Origin of the sequence: Bacillus sp. JCM 19034, from assembly GCF_001310635.1 — a bacterium.
Classification (GTDB): Bacteria; Bacillota; Bacilli; order Bacillales; family Bacillaceae_D; genus Halalkalibacter.
This window is the reverse complement of the sequence record NZ_BAXR01000002.1, coordinates 380,781-394,232: the sequence shown is the minus strand read 5'-3', so window position 1 is coordinate 394,232 and position 13,452 is coordinate 380,781. Positions and strand designations below refer to the sequence as shown.

At 37.9% G+C, this 13,452-nt stretch carries 7 protein-coding genes, 3 pseudogenes and 1 other annotated feature; all 10 genes and pseudogenes read right to left on the bottom strand.

Annotated features, from left to right (window positions below; genetic code table 11):
* Positions 1-14: 14 nt before the first annotated feature.
* A pseudogene (locus JCM19034_RS05430) lies at positions 15-2,658 on the bottom strand (valine--tRNA ligase).
* Positions 2,659-2,788: 130 nt separating this feature from the next.
* Positions 2,789-3,013: a binding site (T-box leader), on the bottom strand.
* A gap of 667 nt (positions 3,014-3,680) precedes the next feature.
* Positions 3,681-4,532, bottom strand: coding sequence for a spore coat protein YsxE (gene ysxE / locus JCM19034_RS05425; RefSeq protein ID WP_269431665.1), 852 nt, complete (start codon positions 4,530-4,532; stop codon positions 3,681-3,683).
* Between the two features lie 134 nt (positions 4,533-4,666).
* The gene (locus JCM19034_RS05420) at positions 4,667-5,560 is read right to left on the bottom strand and encodes a hypothetical protein (protein ID WP_062047911.1); all 894 of its coding nucleotides are present in this window, start codon (positions 5,558-5,560) and stop codon (positions 4,667-4,669) included.
* Between the two features lie 15 nt (positions 5,561-5,575).
* A complete protein-coding gene (gene spoVID / locus JCM19034_RS05415) occupies positions 5,576-6,691 on the bottom strand; it encodes a stage VI sporulation protein D (RefSeq protein ID WP_062047909.1) in 1,116 nt (371 codons plus the stop codon).
* Between the two features lie 255 nt (positions 6,692-6,946).
* Entirely contained in the window at positions 6,947-8,239 is a 1,293-nt protein-coding gene (gene hemL, locus JCM19034_RS05410; RefSeq protein WP_062047908.1) for a glutamate-1-semialdehyde 2,1-aminomutase, read from the bottom strand.
* An 11-nt stretch (positions 8,240-8,250) separates the two neighbouring features.
* Positions 8,251-9,228, bottom strand: a complete 978-nt coding sequence (gene hemB, locus JCM19034_RS05405; RefSeq protein WP_062047906.1) for a porphobilinogen synthase — start codon at positions 9,226-9,228, stop codon at positions 8,251-8,253.
* On the bottom strand, positions 9,212-10,003 hold the full coding sequence (locus tag JCM19034_RS05400; protein ID WP_062047904.1) for a uroporphyrinogen-III synthase: 792 nt from the start codon (positions 10,001-10,003) through the stop codon (positions 9,212-9,214). The genes hemB and JCM19034_RS05400 overlap by 17 nt, the downstream gene beginning before the upstream one ends.
* Positions 10,000-10,931 (bottom strand): annotated as a pseudogene (gene hemC, locus JCM19034_RS05395) (hydroxymethylbilane synthase). The gene JCM19034_RS05400 and the pseudogene hemC overlap by 4 nt, the downstream one beginning before the upstream one ends.
* Before the next feature lie 22 nt (positions 10,932-10,953).
* Positions 10,954-11,769: an inner membrane protein YpjD gene (locus tag JCM19034_RS05390; RefSeq protein WP_062047902.1), complete on the bottom strand. Its 816-nt coding sequence runs from the start codon at positions 11,767-11,769 to the stop codon at positions 10,954-10,956.
* A 16-nt stretch (positions 11,770-11,785) separates the two neighbouring features.
* Positions 11,786-13,164 (bottom strand): annotated as a pseudogene (gene hemA / locus JCM19034_RS05385) (glutamyl-tRNA reductase).
* Between the last annotated feature and the right edge of the window lie 288 nt (positions 13,165-13,452).

Sequence of the window (13,452 nt, the reverse complement as noted above, 5' to 3'; positions counted from 1 at the left end):
TCGTCTACTTGCTGTTATCCTTCTAGCTCTGAAATACGAGTTCTTACAGCTTCCCGCTTTGTTTCATAGTCGGCCTTTTTCGCTTTTTCGTCCTCTATTACTTTTTCGGGTGCTTTAGCTAGGAAGCCAGCGTTACTAAGTTTCTTATCTACACGTTCCACTTCTTTATCAAGCTTTTTGAGCTCATTTTCCAAACGTGAAATTTCGGCATCTAAGTCCAATAGCCCAGCTAATGGTAAATATAGTTCGACTCCTGATAACACTTGTGACATTGATTTTTCAGGTGCTGTTAATCCAGTAGCCATCGTTAACGTTGCAGGATTACAGAACTTTTCAATATAGCTTTTACCACGTGTTAATTGATCAAGTACATCATCTGATGACGCTTGAATTAAAAGTTCAATCTGTTTACTCATCGGTACATTTAATTCCGCACGGGTATTACGTACAGAGCGAATAATTTCTTTCAACAAATCCATATCCTTCACAGCATCTTCAAAAATGAAGTCGTCATTTTTTACAGGCCATGAACTTACAGTAATTGATTCGCCTTCATGCGGCAAGTGTTGCCATATTTCCTCGGTAATAAATGGCATCATCGGATGTAATAATCGCATCGTTTCATCTAAAACATATGCTAGTACAGAACGTGTCGTATGTTTTGCAGCTTCATCCTCACCATATAATGGGAGCTTAGCCATTTCAATATACCAATCACAAAAATCATCCCAAATAAAGTTATACAAAATCCGTCCAACTTCACCAAACTCGTACGCATCCATCAAACGTGTTACGTCTTTAATTGTTTGTTGCAAACGTGTTAATATCCATTTATCAGCGATTGATTTTTCGCCCGTTAAATCGATATCTTCGACTTTTAACCCATCCATATTCATTAAGGCAAAGCGTGATGCATTCCAAATTTTATTACCGAAATTCCATGTTGATTCGACCTTTTCCCAGTAAAAACGCAAATCATTTCCCGGGGAACTTCCAGTTGACAAGAAGAAACGTAGTGAGTCAGCACCATATTTCTCAATAACATCCATTGGGTCAACACCGTTCCCTAGCGACTTACTCATTTTCTGCCTTCTGAATCACGAACAAGTCCATGGATTAAGACATCATGAAACGGTTTCTTACCTGTGAATTCCAATCCTTGAAAAATCATTCGAGATACCCAGAAAAAAATGATATCGTAACCTGTCACAAGTACATCCGTTGAATAAAAGCGGTTGTAATCACTTGCTTCTTCATCAGGCCAGCCCATTGTCGAAAATGGCCAAAGAGCAGAACTGAACCACGTATCTAATACATCTTCATCCTGATCCCAGTTTTCGATATCCTTAGGGCTTCATGACCAACATATACCTCGCCCGTTTCTTTATGATACCATGCTGGGATTCTGTGTCCCCACCATAGTTGACGGGAAATACACCAATCGCGAATGTTCTCCATCCAACGTAAATACGTTTTTTCAAAGCGATTTGGAACAAAGTGAACTTTTTCCTGATCTGATTTTTGTAGCTCAATGGCTGCATCTGCTAATGGCTGCATCTTAACAAACCATTGCGTAGATAAGTAAGGCTCCACAACTGCCCCACTTCGTTCTGAATGCCCAACCGAGTGTGTGTGTTCTTCAATCTTGAACAAAACACCTTGCTTTTGTAAATCACTTACTAGTTTCTTACGACATTCAAAACGATCTAATCCCTGATATTCACCTGCATTTACGTTCATCGATCCATCTTCATTCATGACTAAAATCCGAGCCAAATTATGACGATTTCCAAGCTCAAAATCATTCGGATCATGAGCAGGTGTAATTTTTACAGCCCCTGAACCAAATTCCATATCAACATAATCATCAGCTACAATTGGAATTTCCCTACCGACTATCGGTAATGTAACTGTCTTACCAATTAAATGCTTATAACGGTCATCATCAGGATGTACAGCAACGGCTGTATCACCAAGCATCGTTTCAGGTCTAGTCGTTGCCACTTCAATTGATCCTGTGCCGTCTGATAATGGATAATTCATATGATAAAATGCACCTTGAACATCTTTGTAAATAACCTCGATGTCGGATAGAGCTGTTCTTGTTTCAGGGTCCCAATTAATAATATATTCTCCTCGATAAATTAGCCCTTTTTCGTATAACTTAACAAAAACTTCTCTTACCGCCTTTGATAATCCTTCATCAAGGGTAAAACGCTCTCGCGAATAATCTAACGAAAGACCAAGCTTTGCCCATTGATTGCGTATAAATGAAGCGTATTCCTCTTTCCATTCCCATGATTTTTCTAGAAACTTTTCGCGACCAAGCTCATATCGATTCGTTTTTTGCTCTTTAAGCCTTGCTTCAACTTTCGCTTGAGTAGCAATTCCAGCATGGTCCATACCTGGTAACCATAACGTGTCATAGCCTTGCATTCTTTTCATACGAACTAAAATATCTTGTAAGGTCGTATCCCAAGCATGGCCTAAATGGAGCTTCCCTGTTACGTTTGGTGGTGGGATAACAATCGAATATGCTTCCTTACCTTCCTCACCTTTTGCTTTGAAGAATCCTCCTTCAAGCCAATAGGAGTACCATTTCGCTTCTGTTTCCTGTGGATTGTATTTTGTCTGCATTGTATGTTCCTGATTTTCCATCTAACTAACCTCCATCTTTCTTTATGTAATCATTATTCTCTCTTTAAATATTGCCTCAATTGCACTAATAGGAAGTATACGTAACTACAAATCACTCCCTAAATCTGTACAATCAAAAAAACCCCCTCATCCAAAGGACGAAGAGAGTTTAATTCGCGGTACCACCTTTGTTTGTAGCCATACTAAAGCACTACACACCTCAGTCTGTTAACGGTCAGCTCCGTCCGAGCCTACTTACTGTTCAGCTCAGCTGCTCCTAGGCGACATTCAACTCGTACATCTTAAGAAATCTCTCAGCAACTGATTTCTCTCTCTGAAAGGTTCCGAGCCTACTCTTCCTAATCTTCACATTCATTATTTGGTACTATTTTAGTTTATCTTTAACGATACGTCAAGAACAGCTATATCCATATTTTCACTTCGTTAAACATGCTAATCACCCAAACTAAGCAAGTAACATAACGTAGTAGTATGAAAGCTTGAGAAAGTGGGATGAACATGTTTAACAAACGATTTCGATCATATCACCCCTACCACGGACCACCAAATTGGTGGATGAAGTGTAAGCTATTGTTTCTGCAAATCTTAGTGCCTCTAATTATTTTTCAACTTATTCGGACATTATTATTTCCTACAACATTTGATGTTATTTTGTTAACGTTAATGATTGTATTATATTGTTCGTTAAAGTTGAGATTACTATAACAATGACAGAATGAGCGAAGTTGCTTCTTAATTAAAATGGGCATTCGCTCCTTTTTTCGTTTAAGTGCTTTTTAAGAAGATCAACGTATACTCGTTACATGTATAGAGACAATAGATCTATTTTCAAATATAACATTTAGATAGAAAGGACCAGTAATGAATACTCTGATCAAACTCGTATAATGATAGGTTTAGCAACTTTAGCCGTTCTTTTATCGATTAACCTTTAACTTACTAGAATTTGCAATTTCGTAATGCCTTAAAGGGGCACTGTAAAAGGTAGTTTTACCTTCTACAGTGCCCTCATAATTGTATTTTTAATCTTTATCAGGAATAATGATTAACTTTTGTGTTACCCTTTGTATTCTCCTCATTGACATTAATCGTTTTTCTAAACGTTGGACATGCTCCAGCTCTTTCATTGATTTATGTGAATGAACGTACGATTCAACAGCATAGGCAATTGGTTCAGGGAAATTCAAGTAAGCACAAGTTAAGTACTTCTCTTCTTCAAGCAATGGCAAATGACGTTCATATCTCATAAACCATGTTAAAATATCCTCATCAGTCCAAAAACCTTTTGAAAAACTATAGCGACAAAAGCTAGCTAAGTCGCGAGCTGGTGTATCAATAGACGCACGTTCAAAATTTAATAAATACGGTTCATTTTCTTGATTAAAAATCGCATGGGATCGTTGCATTCTACCATGACATAGTACAGTTCGATACGTTTCTTTCTCTAAACAGAGCTCATACCATTTTTTCAAATATCCCTTCGCTGTTTCAGCCATTTGATCTAACATATATGCATGTGTTAAAAATGTTAATTCGAACGGAGACATGTACGTTCTCTTTTCTGCTTGATCAGCAAAACGTGTTAATTCAAGGCGACGAAGCTCCCAGCGCTGTAATAACTGATTATACGATTGATCTACGTTTTCCTTTAAAAAAGGTTGGGTTTTTACTGATATCCGATGAATAATCCCTAGCTGACCTGCTAGCTTTTCCTCCATTGATTCGCGTGCAGTATATTCAACTGGTTCAATCCACGGCATAACATAATACGTATGCGTATTCGTTGATACCGTATATTCGCCATACTTTGTCGGTAATATTGGAACAAACTTATTGTAGCCATGCTTCATTAATTTTTTAAAGAGTGAATAAATTCATCTGCTTGCTGTCTTGAAATGGTGATTCCTTTAAAGCAACGTCCCACGATTTGTTGTCACTTTCTTAATTTTTCCTAGTTCTTCAATCTCAATTGGATATATATCGTAATAATACAAAATAGATTCATAGCTCATGAAATCGACACCTTCTTTTTATCGATCGTCATACTGATTATTTGAACGAGTTGTTTTGTTATCTCCCACTGCTCTTGCATCCGCTGAAACGATTCAGCCAAACGGCTATTATCCAATGCAACATGCTGGCTCCAATTGTTCCATTCATTAGGCTTCACAATTTCAGCTAGCAACTGAATTGCCTGATTTCGATCAAGCTTTTCAATTAAATGCTCAATAAGCTTCCTACTTGAACTCTCTCCTACTTGTAAAAACATTTCCCTAAAAAACTGATCCAAGCCAACATAACCTTTTATCGGTTCATCCATCGTTCCGACCCAGTATAAAACATTAGCAGTTGTTCTAACTTGTTTCACGGATAGAATTGGATCAAGGGTTGGTAAACGAGTTGATTTAGTCGTTTGCAGAAGGGCAGCAGCCTTTTCTTCTCTACGTATTGCTTCTTTCCGATAAAAGTGATAATCCGTTAGTCCTTCAGTTTCTAGGAACATATGGTCTGCTGTAAACAACTCTTTTTCAAGGTGTGTAGAGCTATGCTGCTCTCTATTACTTTCTACTTTCAACCCATAATGAATAAATGTAGCAAGAGCACTAGCTACAGCCGACTCTTGTCCTTTTATTAAGAAAGGTTCAACAATTTCGTCATGGACAGTTACATATGCACCTTCAAATGAAACAAACGGTTGCTGCTCCTTTGTCCGTAGCATTCGATCAACTAGTAGATAAGGCGTGTCACTACAGTGATCACGCCAATTTATATGCCAATCTAATAGCTGTTTGTCAGACCAATATCGAATTCGTTTTAAGCCTTTATCTGTTTCTATTAAATCATTATCTATAAAACGCCCCTCAACCCAATTATATTGCTCTTTTAATAAGTCGATTAACATAATAAGACGACCCCTTTAAGATTCTACCGATACAGGTATATATAAAATTTGCCCTTCCTCAACTTGTTCACCTTGAAGACGATTCATACGTATTAATTGACTCAAACTAATATCATAACGTTGGGCAATCGTTTCTAATGATTCATTCTCTTGAATGATGCACATTTTCCATTTTGAAAACCTTTCTTCACCCTTCGAAAGCATCTTAGTTAAATACAATGCATTTTCTTCACGAGGTTTTTCCTCTTGCACTTCTTGCTCATGATGAATAACGTCTTTTTGATTACTAGGTTCATTTGATTCGTTTAATGGAATATCATCGAATTCCTTAGATGAAAAATGAACATTCAGCTCGGGTTGCGTTTCATTGTATTCTTCACGAACTAGCTCTTCTTCATTTTGATCTAACTTTTCTTCATCTTGATTCTCTACTAGTACTTCTTCGCTCTCATTGTCTTCTACTTTTCCATGATCTTCGTTCACTAACTGTTTTTCTTGCTCTTCGTCTTTTAGTAGATCTGATTCTTCATTATCTATCTGCTTCAGATCTACCTCCTCAAGTCTTTCCACCTGTTCTTCTTTCCTTACTTCACTTTGTTTTTGAATACTTTGCTCCTTCTTTGCTTCAAACGAAAAAGCAGTTGGAGCTGTACTTTCTACCGATTCTACTCTTTCCTCTGTTCGTTCTTCATGTTTATAGGTCATCCCACTAATCGCAATATCAGCTGTCAACTGAATGCAGCTTGGTTCAGGTAGATCATAATCGAATGATTCAACTTGAACAAACACATCATCTAAATTTTGAATTCGATTGCTAGGAATTGTGACATCAATCGGAAAGTAGTGCTTTATTTCTCCGATACCATTAGATGACACTGCCACATCTTTCACTGAACGAAAAGTGACTTGCTGTTCCAAAGATCCTCCTTCCGCAATCGTTTCATTATCAGTTGAACGATATTCTCCTAATAGACGTAATCCCCCGCGGATATAGACATGATGATCCCGTTCCTCAATGACAATCTCTGGTTCTAATGACATCCCAAGCACTTCTTCTACTTCTTCACCTTTATTCAACCAAACCGATTCCTCAATTGAAAACGATAGTTTCGATGGATGTTCAAATGACACGTTTCATTCCTCCTTGTCAAAATGATACGTTCCTATTCAGTACAATATCACTCTATGACAAGTCCCTGCCGTTTATGCTAACAATATAAGAAAAACACAGAAAGCAGCTTTTCTTTCCGTGTATCATATCAATTGGATATAGCTCCTTTCTTTTAACTGTAACACTGCACAAATAACACTCACGCTTCATTCATATAATAAAAGAAAAGAATGCTCTCAAATAATCTTTATGAGAACATTCTTCCATTTATATCATTATGAGCTCTTTATGACCGCAAATGCTTTTTCTGCTGCTTGAATCGTTTGATCAATATCCTCTTCCGTATGTTTTGTTGATAAAAACATTCCTTCAAATTGAGAAGGTGGAAGTGAAATGCCTTGTTTGAGCATCTCTTGGAAGTAAGTTGTGAAATACTCCAGATTAGATGTAGAAGCTTTTTCGAAATTAATGACCTCTTCATCTGTAAAGAAGAAACCGACCATTGACCCAGCACGATTAACCGTGTGTGCGATTTCGTATTTTGTCGCAGCCTTTGACAGTCCATCCGCAAGCCGTTTTCCTAGACGTTCAAATCTTTCGTAATCGTTTGGTGTTAATTGTGATAATGTTTCGTATCCCGCACACATTGCAAGAGGATTTCCAGATAATGTCCCCGCTTGATAGATAGGACCACTAGGGGCTATTTGTTCCATTATTTCTCTTTTTCCACCGTAAGCTCCGACAGGTAATCCCCCACCAATCACTTTTCCAAGGCAAGTGATGTCTGGAGTAACCCCAAATGACCCTTGTGCACAATTGTAACCAACTCGAAAACCTGTCATCACTTCATCAAAAATAAGCAATGTACCGTTCTCTTCCGTGATCTTTCGAAGTTCCTCTAAAAAGCCCGGCAAAGGTGGGACAACCCCCATATTACCAGCAACTGGTTCAATAATCACACCCGCTAAATCATCACCATATTGTTCAAAGACGTAACGAACGCTTTCTAAATCATTATAAGGGACGGTGATCGTATTTTGGGCGACTGATTCCGGTACCCCTGGACTATCAGGAAGTCCTAACGTCGCAACTCCTGAACCTGCCTTGATTAATAAGGAATCACCGTGCCCATGATAGCAGCCTTCAAACTTCAAGATTTTACTTCTACCTGTATACCCACGTGCTAGCCGAAGTGCACTCATCGTCGCTTCCGTACCAGAGTTAACCATTCGCACAACCTCTATTGAAGGTACTCGTTCAATTACTAACTTTGCAAGCTTTGTCTCAAGCTGATTTGGTGCACCAAAGCTTGTCCCTTTTTCAGCAGTCTCTTTTAAAGCTGAAATGACTTTTGGGTCGGCATGTCCTAAAATAAGAGGCCCCCATGACAAGACATAATCAAGATATTCATTGCCATCAATATCATAAATTCGTGTTCCTTCACCTTTTTCCATGAATACTGGATCCATTTTAACTGATTTAAAAGCACGAACTGGACTGTTCACGCCACCTGGCATTAAAGGCTTTGCTTCCTCAAACGCTTGTTTTGACCTTTCTAAACTAGTCATTTTTTCCCTCCTTATTCTTCTAGTAACCACGCCGCAACATCTTTTGCATGGTACGTTAAAATTAAATCAGCACCTGCTCGTTTCATACTAATTAATTTCTCGAGCACAATCTCTTTTTCATTTATCCAACCATGCTCACTCGCAGCTTTCACCATTGAATACTCTCCACTTACATTATAGGCAACAACTGGTGCACTGACATGATTTTTCACTTCACGGACAATATCTAAATAAGATAGTGCTGGTTTTACAATGAAAAAGTCAGCTCCTTCTTCCATATCTGATTGTGCTTCTCGAATCGCTTCCAAACGATTAGCAGGGTCCATTTGATAAGTCTTTCGATCGCCGAACTTCGGAGAACTATGGGCTGCGTCGCGGAATGGTCCGTAGAAGGCTGATGAATATTTAACAGCATAAGACATAATCGGTACATCTATGTAGCCCGCTTCATCTAGCCCTGCCCGAATTGCCGCAACAAAGCCATCCATCATATTAGAAGGTGCGATAATATCAGCCCCAGCAGCTGCTTGTGAGACAGCTGTTTTAGCTAATAAGGTTAACGTTGTATCGTTCACAATTGTTCCATCTTCAATTACACCACAATGACCGTGATCTGTAAATTGACATAAACACGTATCGGCAATGACTGTTAATTCGGGATGATTACTTTTTATTTGGCGAATAGCTCGTTGAACAATTCCTTGTTCCTCATAGGCACATGAACCTACCTCATCTTTTTCACTAGGAACGCCAAAAACAATAATCGCTTCGATTTGCAAATCGACAATTGACTTAATTTCATCATCAAGTAAATCTAAAGACCACTGAAAAACATTCGGCATTGATGGTACCTCATTCTTCACATTTGATCCTTCCGTCACAAAAATCGGATAAATCAAATCTTCAGTATGTAAATGTGTCTCTCTAACTAAATTTCTAATCGCCTTTGTTTTACGTAAACGTCGATGGCGTTTAAATTGTAGATCCATTTCTTTTCTCCTCCTCTAAATAAGTAATGATCTCCTCAACTAGTGCCTCAATAGTATAAACACGTGGCATGACATCTACTTTTAAACCTGATTGCATCGCACTTTTCTTTGCGATTGGTCCAATGCAAGCAATTTTACTTGAGATGCTAGATAACTCTATACCTATGTCAGAACATAATTGAACAAAATGACGTACAGTTGATGAGCTAGTAAATATGAGAAACGTAGGATCGAGCTGCATTGCACATTTGAATTCTAGATGGTTTGTAGGACAATACGTTTCATATACAACTATTTCTTTTACCTCTATACCTTTTCTAACCATGCCTTTTATTAACGTTGCTCTTCCTAACTGACCACGTGCAACCAGAACTTTATCGGTTGGTTTTAATTTACTGTGTAATGTATCTAGCAGATCTTCTGCCACATATTCACTCGGCAGCAAATCTGCCATTAGACCGTAAGTTAGTAAGGCTTCTGCTGTTTTTTCACCTACTACTGCAATTTGAAAATGATCTCGAAATTGTTTAATATGCTCTGCATATGATTGTAATGTATATCGCACACCATTTGCACTCGTGAAAATGAGCCAATCGTATTCGTATAGTCGCTTCATTTCCTTCTTTAGCAACTGTTCATTAACTGCACGAAAGGCAATTAGTGGTACTTCGATCGGAACTCCTCCTGCCATTTTAATGGCATTTGATAATACATATGCTTGTTCTTTTGCTCGTGTCACTAACATTCGATGACCAATTAATGGTCGTTCACTCATTGTTGATCAAGCTCTTTCTTAACTTGATCCAAAATATCCTTTGCTCCACGTTTTATCAGCTTAGTAGAAGCTTCCATTCCAATTGAAACGGGGTCAGAGCCTTTAACCGTTTCTTTCAACAATATCTGTCCATCCGGAGAGCCAACAAGTGCAGTTAACGTTACTTCTTCACCGTTAACAGTTGCATATCCAGCGATCGGAACTTGGCATCCCCCTTCCATCTGATTCAAAAAGGTACGTTCAGCAGTTACAGCTTTAGCTGTCTGTTCATCTTGAATCTTTTGTAACAGTTCTATTAATTCATAATCATCAGTACGACATTCTAATCCAAGTGCCCCCTGTCCGACAGCTGGTACACACACTGAGGCTCTATATACTCAGTTACTATATTTTCGGGAAATTCAAGTCTCTTTAAACCAGCTGCAGCTAATATAATCGCGTCAAAATCCTCTTCTCTTAGCTTACGTAAACGGGTTTCAACATTACCACGAATCCATTTGACGGTTAAGTCAGGCCGTTTTGCTAAAATCTGTGCTGAGCGTCTTAAGCTGCTCGTACCAACAATTGCTCCTGTAGGTAAATTAGCTAACTTAATATGATCATTGGAAATCAATACATCGCGAGGATCCTCCCGTTCTGTAATAGCAGCCAGTGTAAATGGTTGTTGCAATACAGATGGGACATCTTTCATACTATGAACTGCTAAATCTATTTCCCCTTCCAATAAAGATTGTTCAATCTCTTTAACAAACAGTCCTTTTCCACCGACTTTAGAAAGCGTCACATCTAAAATGCGATCACCCTTTGTTACAATTTTCTTAACCTCAAATTCAAAGGGCACATTTAACGCTGATAAGCGATCAATAACCCAATTTGTCTGCGTTAAAGCCAAGTTGCTTTTACGTGATCCGATGACAATTTTCCTCATGCTTATCCTCCAATTTGTCAGCTTAATACCAAAAATGAAATTTTGAATATTGACCTGACAAGAAATAATTAATTAACAAAATTAAAAAGCCAGCTATCGCAAGTAAAGCCATATTATAACCTCTTATCAATTTGACCACTCGCAAGTATAAATAAACCCCATAGATCGACAAAACGAGTAATGAATTGATAACTTTTACATCCATAAATGGGAGACTTTCTAATTGGCTGTACGCCCAAACGAAACCTAGAATAAGACCTATAAATAATAAAGGCCATGCTCCCAGCACAGAAAAATAAGAAATTGAATCTAGTCTAGATAATGCACCAAAACGTCCTAAACGCTTTCCCCACTTTTTCTTTTTCAACATATGATGCTGCATGACATACATAAGCTGACACGCAAATGCAACCGTAAAACCTGAGTATGAAAGGAAAATCATTGAAATATGTATGATGAGTAATTCTGATGCGAGCAACTCCGACAAAGCTTGGGGTACCTCCAGATCAGGGGTGAATAAACTAAAGGTCATCATACTAAAACCAATTACATTTGTGAAAAAAACGAGGAAGTCGACACGAAAATACCAGTTAATGATTAATGATAGAGTGACGACAAGCCACGCATAAAAGAACAATCCTTCAAACGGTGTAACGAGTGGTACTCTATCTAATTCAAACAATCGAATAATAAAAAACGTTGTTTGCAAAAGCCATACAATCGAAAGCAACCAGAAGGCCATCCGATTGACCTTCCGGTTGTTTTGTAAAAAATCAAGAAAATAGCCGAATACACTAAAGCTATATAAAACAATTGTAATAGGATAAATCCAATTCATAAACAGTCCTTCTTTCTTAAGAACGGACAACCGCTTTACGCTTCGTTGCAAGGGTTACATACTCTTTCTTGCTTTCTTCCCACTGTTTCTCAAGTTTCACTATGCGCTCTTCTTCCTCTAGAGAGGCTAATTCCTCTTCAAGTGCAAAAATTTTAGTAAAAAGCTCTAGTGCTTGGTCAGCATCGTCCTCACCTGCTAATTCCTTTACGCGAGTGATCGGATCACGAAGCAGTTGATTAACAATGCTCTTTGTATGCTTACGAAGTACTTTCTTTTCTCGCTCCGATAAATTGGGAAGCTTGCGTTCAATACTTTCCATTGTATCTGCTTGTACGTTAAGAGCTTTAGTACGTAATGCGGTTATAATTGGAACGACACCAAGTGTATTTAACCATTGGGCAAAATCAGCAAGCTCCTTTTCAATCATAAGCTCAATTTTTTCTGCTTCTTGCTTTCTTTCGGCTAAATTAGATTCAACGATATGTTGTAAATCATCAATGTCATATAAATAAACATTATCATAATCAGCAATGTTAGGATCTAAATCACGAGGAACAGCGATATCTACCATAAATAGTGGACGACCTTTACGCTTTTTTAACGCTTGGGCAATCATTTCTTTTGTCACAACAAAATGGCGTGAGCCTGTTGAGCTTATAAAAACATCAGCATCAATTAGCATTTGTTCTAACTCAGAAATAGACTTCGCTTCTCCACGAAATTGCTCAGCCAATATCTGAGCTTTTTCAATCGTGCGATTTATGACCGTAATCTCTTCAGCCCATTATCATGTAAGTGCTTAGCTGTTAATTCGCTCATCTTCCCAGCACCTAGCAAAGAAACTTGCTTGCCTTTAAATTGACCGAAGATTTTTTTTGCAAGTTCTACCGCTGCATAACTTACCGAAACAGCATGCTCACTTATTTCTGTCTCCGTGTGTGCTTTCTTTCCTAATGTGATAGCCTGTTTAAATACTTGATTAAAGATTGTACCCGTTGCTTTTTCTTCTTGTGCTAGTAAAAAGCTTGATTTCACTTGACCTAAGATTTGTGTTTCACCAAGAATCATCGAATCCAATCCACAGGCAACACGGAATAAATGCTCAACCGCATGCTCATTTTCACGAATATCTAAATAAGGAGTGAAGTCTTCCTTCGCCATCTGAAACCAATCGGCTAAAAATGTTTTTGTATAATGTCGACCTGTGTGAAGTTGATCAGCAACAACGTACACTTCTGTCCGATTACATGTCGAAACAATTGTGCACTCTAAAATACTCTTCATTTGTCTTAGCTGTAATAACGCCTTAGGAAGCTCTGACTGTTGAAATGCAAATTTTTCTCTCAACTCAACAGGTGCTGTTTTATAATTAAATCCAGCAACAATAATATGCATCCTGACGTTCACCCCTTAATTCATATCCATACATCATCATTATTTATTTTTATTATTCTTTACAATTCATCATTAAACTCCTAGTTCACTCAACATTATAACATGTCTCTCTTCGAGCTCAAAAAAAATTGTGAACAGTTCATGAATCTATTCTTTTATAATAATTATTATAATCTAATAATTTAACTAATTCAACTACCTTGCTTCCGGAACTTATTCTATGAATGTTACTAGTTATGTATACTAAAAAAGAACCTACATTCTTAACTTTAGCAGGTTCTCTTTAAT